The sequence below is a fragment of the Actinomadura geliboluensis genome (genome assembly GCF_005889745.1).
Taxonomy (GTDB): domain Bacteria; phylum Actinomycetota; class Actinomycetes; order Streptosporangiales; family Streptosporangiaceae; genus Spirillospora; species Spirillospora geliboluensis.
Genome location: NZ_VCKZ01000433.1, coordinates 1 through 7,359, shown reverse-complemented (window position 1 = coordinate 7,359; position 7,359 = coordinate 1). Strand labels below are relative to the sequence as shown.

Here is a 7,359-nt window from a genome sequence, read left to right as displayed (position 1 = left end):
GTTCGCTGTACACCACCTCGCCGTCCGCCGCGAAGACCACGATGCCCTCGGAGCGGCGCATCGCCAGCTCCTCCTCGATGGTCCGCGCGATCGCGCGGACGGTGGCCTTGGGGGTGTTCTGGTCCTCCAGTTCCGCGCGCAGCGCCCGCCACCGCAGCTCCGCGGCCTTGGCCGCGTCCTCGGTCGTCCGGGTCAGGTCGGCGTACACCGACGCGTACGGGCCCGGACGTTCATACAGCGTCTTGAGGAATGCCAGATCCATGGGACGGCCGTACCCGTTGCAGCTGGGACAAACGTAAAGACGGGGTGGTTCGTGTGGTTTTGTTGGGGGTTTCCTGGTCAGCCCTCGGCCGACTGCTGGAGCCGCGCGTAGGCGAGCTGGAGCCAGTCCGAGCCGGCGACCGCCGTCATCGTGACCCCGGCGAGGCGGGTGGCCTCCGGGGCGAACACCAGGCCCGCCGCGTACGCCGTCGCGACCCACTGGGCCGTGCAGAACGGGCAGGTGATCAGCTCCCCGACGGCATGCCGGACGCCCTTGCCGCGCACCTCCTCCGCCACCTCCGACGGGCCCGCCGTCCCCGAGTACCGGGTGAACGGGGCGCGCAGCGGGCTGGTCACCGGGTCCTTGGCGATCAGCCGCGCCACCTTGTGCGTCGTGACCGTCATCAGTGCCAGGTCGGCGGCGCCGATGACCGGCGGACGGTCGCGCAGCCTGCGGCCGAGCAGCGCCATCGCCGCCGTCGTCAGCGCGTAGACGCCGAGCGTGCCGAGGTAGGAGCCGAGCGGGCGGTCCGCTCCGGCGGTGTACTCCTCCTTCTGTTTGCGCGCGGTGTCGACGACCGCGTTCATCGCTTCTCCTTCCGGGGGTCGACGATCAGGCAGAACTCGTTGCCCTGCGGATCGGCGAGCACCGTGGTCGGCCAGCCGTCGTCCACGAAGGGGCCGCGGACGACGGTGGCGCCGAGCCCGGTGACGCGGGCGAGTTCCGCGTCCATGTCACTGACGCGGAGGTCCGGGTGCATGCGGTTCTTGCCGGACTTCGGTTCGGGGACGCGCTGCAGCAGGATCATCGGGCCGCGCCCGGACGGGTCCGTCAGATGGACGTACGGGGGGTCGTAATCGCCGCGTTCGTAGCCGAGGGCGGCGGCCCAGAAGTCGGCGAGCGCGTCGGGGTCGCGGCAGTCCAGGACGAAGACGAGTTCCATCTAATGGTCGCGCAGCGCCTTGACCAGCTCGGACTTGGTCATCGAAGAGCGGCCCTCGATGCCGATCTCGCGTGCGCGGTCGAGCAGTTCGTCCTTCGTCCAGTCGTCGTAGGAGGGGTTCTTGCCGCCCTTGCGGCTCACGTTCTTCTTGCCGCGGTTCGCCGAGGCGTTCGCGATGCGCGCGGCCTTCTCCTTGCTCTCGCCCTGGTCGCGCAGCTTCTGGTACGTCTTCTCGTCCTTGATCTGTGCTCTAGGCATAGCGGAACAACTACCCGGCACACGAAGTCCACACATCGGCGAGAATGGCACCCGGAAAGGGGACTCGTGCGCATCGGCATCCTGGGCCCGCTCGACCTGCGGGACGAGGCCGCCCGGCCCGTCGAGGTCGGCGGCCGGCGGCTGCGCGCCCTCCTCGTCCGGCTGGCCGCCGAGGGCGGCCGGCCCGTGTCCGCCGAGCGGCTGCTGGACGACCTGTGGGACGGCGCCCCGCCCGGCGGCAACGCCCTGCAGGCGCTCGTCTCCCGGCTGCGCGGCGTCGCCGGACGGGACGTCGTCGAGCACGGCCCGGCCGGCTACCGGCTCGGCATCGACCCGGCGGAGGTCGACGCGGTCGCGTTCGAGCGCGGCGCCGCGGCGGCCCGCGCCGAGGACGACCCGGCGCGGCGGGCCGCCGGGCTGCGGGCCGCGCTCGCGCTGTGGCGGGGGCCCGCCCTCGCCGACGTCGCCGACGCCGACTTCGCCCGCCCGTTCGCCGCGCGGCTGGAGGAGCTGCGGGTCGCCGCCGTCGAGGACCGCGTCGAGGCGGAGCTCGCCGCCGGGCTGCCCGTCCCGCCGGTCGCCGAGCTGGAGCCGCTCGCCGCCGCCAACCCGCTCCGCGAGCGGCTGCGCGGCCAGCTGATGCGCGCGCTGTGCGCGGCGGGGCGGCAGGCCGAGGCGCTGGAGGTGTACGAGGAGACGCGGCGCGCGCTCGCCGACCGGCTCGGCGTCGACCCGTCCCCGGAACTGGCCGCCGTCCACCTGTCGATCCTGCGGCGGGAGGCCCCGGCGCCCGCGCCCGCCGCCGTCCCGGACGTTCCCGCACCCGCGCCGCGCACCAACCTGCCCGCGCAGCTCACCAGCTTCGTCGGACGGGAGGAGGAGTCGCGGCGCGTCGGCAAGCTGCTCCGCGAGACCCGGCTCGTCACGCTCACCGGCCCCGGCGGAGCGGGCAAGACGCGGCTCGCCGGTGAGAGCGCCGCCGCGCTCGTCGACGAGATGCCGGACGGCGCCTGGTTCGTCCCGCTCGCCCCGGTCAGCGAACCCGGCGACGCCGTGCAGGCCGTGCTGTCGGCGCTCGGCGTCCCCGAGACCGTCCGGCCCGGCGAGACGCGCATGGCGGTGCGGCCCGTCGAACGGCTCACCGACTTCCTCGCCGCGAAGCGCATGCTCATCGTGCTCGACAACTGCGAGCACCTCATCGACGCGGTCGCGCGGCTCGTCGACCACGTCCTCGCGCAGGCGCAGGGCGTCCGGATCCTCGCGACGAGCCGCGAACCCCTCGGCATCACCGGCGAGTCGCTGTGCCCCGTCCCGTCCCTGCCGCTGCCGGACGAGGACGCCGCCGACCCGGCCGCCGCGCTCGGCTACGCCTCGGTCCGGCTGTTCGCCGACCGGGCCGCGGCCGTCCGCCCCGGCTTCGCCGTGGACGCCGGCACCGTCGCCGACGTCGTCGCGATCTGCCGGGCGCTCGACGGCATCCCGCTCGCGATCGAGCTGGCCGCCGCCCGGCTGCGCTCCCTCACACCCGGCCAGGTCGCGGCCCGGCTCGGCGACCGGTTCCGGCTGCTGGCGGGCGGCAGCCGCGCCGCGCTGCCCCGGCACCGCACGCTGCGCGCCGTCGTCGACTGGAGCTGGGACCTGCTGGACGACGCCGAACGCACCGTCCTGCGCCGGCTCTCGGTCTTCGCCGGCGGCGCCACCCCCGAGGGCGCCGTGCACGTGTGCGGGCTGGACGCCCCCGACGCCCCCGACCCGCACGACGTCATCGACGTCATCGCCGCCCTGGTCGACAAGTCGCTGGTGATGGCGGACGGCGACGCCGAGGTCCGCTACCGGCTGCTGGAGACCGTCCGCGTGTACGCGGGGGAGCGGCTGCAGCAGTCCGGTGAGGCCCGGCGCGTCCGGGACGCGCACGCCGGCTACCTCGTCGGGTTCGCCGAGCGCGCCGAACCGGAGCTGCGCCGCCACGACCAGCTGCGCTGGGCCGAGCGGATCTCCGCCGAACGCGGCAACATCGCGGCGGCGTTCCGCCACGTGACCGAGACCGGCGACGTCGAGACCGGGCTGCGGCTCCTCGCGGCCCTGGTGTTCTTCTTCATCCTGCGGGACATGGAGACGGAGGCGTCCGGCTGGGCCGTCGCCGTGCACGCCATGGCCGGCGACACCCCGCCCCCCGGTCTGGAGGAGGAGCACGCGCTCTGCGTCATCTCGTCCCGCCTCATCACCGAGATGCAGAAGGACCAGGGTCCGACGCGGGAGTCGCTGAACGCCGCCCTGGCGGACATCGCCTCCGTCATCCCCGACAGGCCGAGGCATCCCGTGCTGGCCCTCGCGCAGTGCGCGTCCAGCATCTTCACCGGCGACATGGAGGCGATGCGCCGGCGGCTGCACGACATCGACGACCATCCCGACCCGTGGCTCCGCGCCATCGTCCGCGTCTGCCTGGGGCACATGGCGATCCACACCGGGGACATCGACGAGGCGGCCGCGGAGACCGCCGACGGCTACGCGCGGTTCCGGGAGATGGGCGACCGGTTCGGGATGATCGTCGCGCTGAGCGGGATGATGCAGGTCGCGCTGGCCCGGGACGAGGCGGCGGAGGCCATCCGGCTCGGCGAGGAGGCGCACGGCTACGCCACCGCCCAGGTCAGCCCGGAACAGGGCGCGGGGATCCTCATCCAGCTCGCCCGTGCGCGCGCCCGGCAGGGCGACGTCGAGGGCGCGCGCGCGGACCTCGACCGGGCGATGGCGGAGACCGAGCGGGTCGGTGAGTTCGCCGAAGCGGCCGGCGCGTCCCTGCAACTGTGCGAACTGTCCCTCCAGGAGGGCGACCGGGACGCCGGGCGCGCCTACGCCGAGCGCGCGCACGAGTGGGTCAAGGCGCGCGGCCACCGGCCCGACTTCGTGCAGACCGCCCGCCGCACCCACAGCCGCCTCGGCTGCCTCGCCGAGGAGGACGGCGACCTCGACGAGGCGCGGCGCCGGCACACCGAGGCGTTCCGCGACCTGCACGACGACGTCCTCATGGGCAACCCGACCGTGGCGTCCCTCATCGAGGGGCTGGCCGCCTACGCCGCCGCGCGCGGTGCGTTCGTCCGTGCCGCCGAACTGCTCGGCACCGCGCACACCCTGAACGGCTACAGCGACGACACCTCCTACGAGGTCCGCCGGACGCTGCCCGCGGTGACCCGCGCCCTCGGCGACGACGCCTTCGCCGCCGCCTACGAACGCGGTCGCCTGGTCACCCGCCAGGGCGTCTTCGAGCAGAGCGCCGACCTCGTCGCGTCCATCTGACGGATGCGGCGGGACGGGCTCGTGCACGGGTGCCGCACCGAGTGGGGACGGCTGCGCGCGCCATCCCGGACTGTGCGTCCGGGATGGCGCGCGCGGCGGTGGGACGGGCCGGGCCGCCGTCAGGCCCGCCGCGAATACATGCGCATGGCGAGCGGGAACGTGACCAGGGTGATCCCCGCCGCCCACGCGAGCGTGTACCAGGCGTGGTTCCCGATCGGGCCGCCGACGGTCAGCGCACGCACCGCCGCGGCCAGATGGGTGACCGGGTTGATGTCCGTCCACGCCTGCAGCCACCCCGGCATCGTGGCCGTGTTCGGGACGAGGATGTTGCTGCCGAACGTCAGCGGCATCACCCAGAGGAAGGACAGGCCCTGGACCGTGTCCGGCGACGGCGCGATCAGGCCCACCAGCACCGAGAACCAGCACACGGCCAGGTAGAACACGTACGCCAGCGCGAACGCCGCCACCACCGACAGCGGGTCGGTGTGGAACCGGAAGCCGAGGATCGACCCGAAGCCCACCAGCATCGTCATCACGGTGACGAACCGCGCCGTGTCCCCGAGGACCGTCCCGATGAGCGGCGCCGACCGGGCGATCGGCAGGCTGCGGAACCGGTCGAACACGCCCTTGTGGATGTCCTCGTTCAGCGCCGTCCCGACGCCCATCGTCGCGAACATCGTCATCATCGCGACGAGGCCCGGCAGCAGCTCCTGCAGGTAGGCGTGCGTTCCGCCCGCCACCGCGCCGCCGAACACGTAGAGGAACAGCACCAGGAACACGATCGGCATGAGCGTCGTGTCCAGCAGCTTCTCCGGGGAGTGCCGCAGCTGGGCGAGGTTGCGCCACGCCAGGGTCAGGCCGTGCCGCAGCGTCCGCCGCGGGCTGACGCGCCCGGGCGGCTCGGCCGGCGCCTGCGGACGGGAGTCGACGGTCATCGTGGTCATGCCACGCTCCTTTCGAGTTCGAGGCCGGCCTCGTCGGCGAGGTGGCCGGTGAGTGTGAGGAACACCTCGTCGAGACTCGGCATCCGCAGCGCCAGCTCGGCCGCCGTGATGGACGCCTCGTCCAGCCGCCGCACCAGCGCGGACATCAGCCCGGGGTCGTTCACCGGCGCCGTGACGAGCCCCGTCGCCTCCTGCACCTCGGGGCGCTCGCCGGTCAGCTCGGCCACGATCGCGGCGAGCTGGGCGGCGCGGTACGGCTCGGCGGCTCGCACCGCGAGCGTCTGCCGCCCGACCCGCCCCTTCAGCTCGTCGGACGTCCCCTCGGCGATGACCCGGCCGTGGTCGAACACCGCGATCCGGTCGGCGAGGGCGTCGGCCTCCTCCAGGTACTGCGTCGTCAGCAGCACGGTCGCGCCGTCGGCCACCACGGTGCGGACCGTCTCCCACACCTCGTTGCGGGCCCGCGGATCCAGCCCGGTCGTCGGCTCGTCCAGGTAGATGACCTCGGGATGGTTGATCAGGCTCGCCGCCAGGTCGAGCCGCCGGCGCATGCCTCCCGAGTAGGTCTTCACGGCGCGCGACGCGGCGTCCGTCAGCCGGAACCGGTCGAGCAGCTGCCGGGCCCGCGCCTTCGCCTCCCGCCGGCCGAAGTCCAGCAGCCGCGCGATCATCACCAGGTTCTCGGTGCCGGTCAGCTCCTCGTCCACGGACGCGTACTGCCCGGTCAACCCGATCTTCGCCCGGACGCGCGCCGCGTCCCCGGCCACGTCGTAGCCGCACACCTCGGCCCGTCCGGCATCCGGCTTCAGCAGCGTCGCCAGCACGCGGACGGCGGTGGTCTTGCCCGCGCCGTTGGGCCCGAGCACCCCGAGCACCGTGCCGCGGCGCGCCGCGATGTCCACACCGTCCAGCGCCTTCGTATCGCCGAACGTCTTGCGCAGCCCCTCTGCGCGGATCACTTCGTCCATCGGTCCCGCCTTTCGCCATGCGTCATCTGTGACGGTCACCACGGTGGGGGAGGGCGCTGACAGGGCGCGGACATCGGCGCCCGCCCGCTGACGCGCCGCTGACACGGGACTGATGTCGCCGCCGTGAACCCCAAGTGACCTGCAGGTTTCTTGCGCCTGCGGGAGGTGTCGACCAGCGAGCCCTCGCCCCCGGGCGTCGGAACGGCCACGGTCGAGGGGCCGCAAAGCCCTTGTGGGCGGAGCGTTCAGCGGGTCGTGTCGATTTGACGGGCTGTCCGAGGCTGCCTAATGTCTGTCGTGCCCCAAGGGGATGCGGGACGCCGAGAGGCGGACGGCCCCGGGGGAAGCCGAAAGAGGAAAACGGTTCGCGGCTTGCTTCGAACCGAGGTACTCTCGAATGGCAAGCCCGGACGGGATGCAGGACGCCGCGAGGTGGCCGGCCCGCAGGGGCGACTCCTACGGATCGACCATCGCCAGGCTCACGGCCTGGGGGTGACTCGTCGCCGCGGGGGGACTGGGACGCCTCCGACCGTCAAAAAGATCTTCGCGGATCTACTTGACAGCGGGAGCGGAACAGGTAAGTTAGAAGGGTTGCCCCGGAGCCGGGGTCCGCGAGAGCGGGGTTCGGCGCGGTGGGTGTCCGTTTCTTGAGAACTCAACAGCGTGTTAAAAGCCAATGCCTTTATCGGC

Annotated in this window: 6 protein-coding genes and 1 pseudogene; 1 reads left to right on the top strand and 6 read right to left on the bottom strand. The window is 73.3% G+C overall.

Annotated elements, in window-relative coordinates; genetic code table 11:
• The 4 genes and pseudogenes from ETD96_RS37555 to ETD96_RS45340 form a co-directional block, all read right to left on the bottom strand.
• Positions 1-262 (bottom strand): annotated as a pseudogene (locus tag ETD96_RS37555) (hypothetical protein); the annotation flags it as partial.
• A 77-nt stretch (positions 263-339) separates the two neighbouring features.
• Positions 340-849 (bottom strand): DUF1360 domain-containing protein, encoded by a 510-nt coding sequence (locus ETD96_RS37550; RefSeq protein ID WP_138641262.1) that lies wholly within the window; start codon positions 847-849, stop codon positions 340-342.
• Positions 846-1,205: a VOC family protein gene (locus ETD96_RS37545; RefSeq protein ID WP_138641261.1), complete on the bottom strand. Its 360-nt coding sequence runs from the start codon at positions 1,203-1,205 to the stop codon at positions 846-848. The genes ETD96_RS37550 and ETD96_RS37545 overlap by 4 nt, the downstream gene beginning before the upstream one ends.
• Positions 1,206-1,463: a DUF7218 family protein gene (locus ETD96_RS45340; RefSeq protein ID WP_171069421.1), complete on the bottom strand. Its 258-nt coding sequence runs from the start codon at positions 1,461-1,463 to the stop codon at positions 1,206-1,208. It lies immediately after the preceding gene.
• 66 nt (positions 1,464-1,529) lie between these two features.
• On the opposite strand from ETD96_RS45340, the gene ETD96_RS37540 reads away from it, so the two are divergent.
• Positions 1,530-4,757, top strand: coding sequence for an AfsR/SARP family transcriptional regulator (locus ETD96_RS37540; protein WP_171069420.1), 3,228 nt, complete (start codon positions 1,530-1,532; stop codon positions 4,755-4,757).
• Between the two features lie 119 nt (positions 4,758-4,876).
• On the opposite strand, the gene ETD96_RS37535 is transcribed toward ETD96_RS37540, so the two are convergent.
• Both ETD96_RS37535 and ETD96_RS37530 read right to left on the bottom strand, forming a co-directional pair.
• On the bottom strand, positions 4,877-5,701 hold the full coding sequence (locus ETD96_RS37535) for an ABC transporter permease (protein WP_205719647.1): 825 nt from the start codon (positions 5,699-5,701) through the stop codon (positions 4,877-4,879).
• The gene (locus ETD96_RS37530; RefSeq protein ID WP_138641259.1) at positions 5,698-6,669 is read right to left on the bottom strand and encodes an ATP-binding cassette domain-containing protein; all 972 of its coding nucleotides are present in this window, start codon (positions 6,667-6,669) and stop codon (positions 5,698-5,700) included. The genes ETD96_RS37535 and ETD96_RS37530 overlap by 4 nt, the downstream gene beginning before the upstream one ends.
• Positions 6,670-7,359: the final 690 nt, after the last annotated feature.